This is a genomic window from Actinomadura geliboluensis (genome assembly GCF_005889745.1).
GTDB lineage: Bacteria > Actinomycetota > Actinomycetes > Streptosporangiales > Streptosporangiaceae > Spirillospora > Spirillospora geliboluensis.
In genome coordinates this window covers 1-1,474 of sequence record NZ_VCKZ01000730.1, presented here as the reverse complement: position 1 = coordinate 1,474, position 1,474 = coordinate 1, and the positions used below count along the sequence as shown (strand labels likewise).

Genomic DNA, 1,474 nt, shown 5'->3' with positions numbered 1-1,474 from the left:
GATGTTTATAAGAGACAGCCCAACCCTAGCGGCCCCGGCTTCTGTCGGTGGGGTCCTCTACGGTCGCGCACATGACGGCTGCGCACGGTGTTGAGGGAGTGCAGGGGACGCTTGACGACCTCGGCACGCCGCTCGCCGAGGTCACCTTCGTGGTGGTCGACCTGGAGACGACGGGCGGCTCGGCCGCCGACTCGGCCATCACCGAGATCGGCGCGGTGAAGGTGCGCGGCGGCGAAGAGCTCGGCGACTTCGGCACGCTGGTCGACCCCGGCGGGCCCGTCCCGCCGTTCATCACCGCCCTGACCGGCATCACCACGGCGATGGTCACGGCCGCGCCGCGCATCGAGTCGGTGCTGCCCGCGTTCCTGGAGTTCGCGCGCGGCTGCGTGCTCGTCGCGCACAACGCCCCCTTCGACATCGGCTTCCTGAAGACCGCCTGCGCCGCGAACGGGTACGCCTGGCCCGCCTTCCCCGTCGTCGACACCGTCGACCTGGCGCGCCGCGTCCTGTCCAAGGACGAGGTGCCCAACTGCAAGCTCGGCACCCTCGCCCGCTTCTTCCGGACGTCCAACGAGCCGACGCACCGCGCCCTCGCCGACGCCCGCGCCACCACGGAGGTCCTGCACGGCCTCATCGAACGGCTCGGCTCGTTCGGCGTCACCTCGCTGGAGGAGATGCGCGGCTTCGCCAAGGCGCCCACCCCCGAGCAGCGCCGCAAGCGGCACCTCGCCGACGACGTGCCGAGCACCCCCGGCGTCTACCTGTTCGAAGACGCCGCGGGCGAGGTGCTCTACGTCGGCAAGAGCGGCGACCTGCGCTCCCGGGTCCGCAGCTACTTCACCGGCTCGGAGACGCGCTGGCGCGTCCGCGAGATGGTCGGCCTCGCCGAGAACGTCCGCACGATCGTGTGCGCCACCGGCCTGGAGGCCGAAGTCCGCGAGCTGCGGCTGATCGCCGAGCACAAACCGCGCTACAACCGCCGCTCGAAGTTCCCCGAGCGGGCCATCTGGCTGAAGCTGACCGTGGAGCCCTTCCCGCGGCTGTCGATCGTCCGGGAATGCCGCGCCGACGGCGCCCGCTACCTCGGGCCGATCTCGTCCCGGCGGCAGGCCGAGGAGGCCCGCGCCGCCCTCCACGAGGCCGTCCCGCTGCGCCAGTGCACCCAGCGGCTGACGCTCCGGCTGATCGAGCGCGGCAAGGCCCGCGCGTGCGCGCTCGCCGAGATCGGGCGCTGCGGCGCGCCCTGCGACGGCCGCGAGTCCCCCGACGCCTACGCCGTCCACGCCGGGACGGCCCGCGCCGTCATGGAGGGCGACGTCCGCCCCGTGATGGCCGCCGCCCAGGTCCGCATCGACCGGCTCGCGTCCGAACTGCGCTACGAGGAGGCCGCCGCGCAGCGCGACCGGCTCGCCGCGTTCGTCCGGGCCGCCGCGCGAGGCCAGCGGCTCGCCGCTTTGTCCCGGCTGCCGGAGCT

Annotated in this window: 1 protein-coding gene; it reads left to right on the top strand. The window is 73.5% G+C overall.

Annotated elements, in window-relative coordinates; translation table 11 throughout:
• Window positions 1-71: 71 nt before the first annotated feature.
• On the top strand, window positions 72-1,474 hold a 1,403-nt coding region (locus tag ETD96_RS43880; protein WP_138642365.1), incomplete at its 3' end, for a DEDD exonuclease domain-containing protein.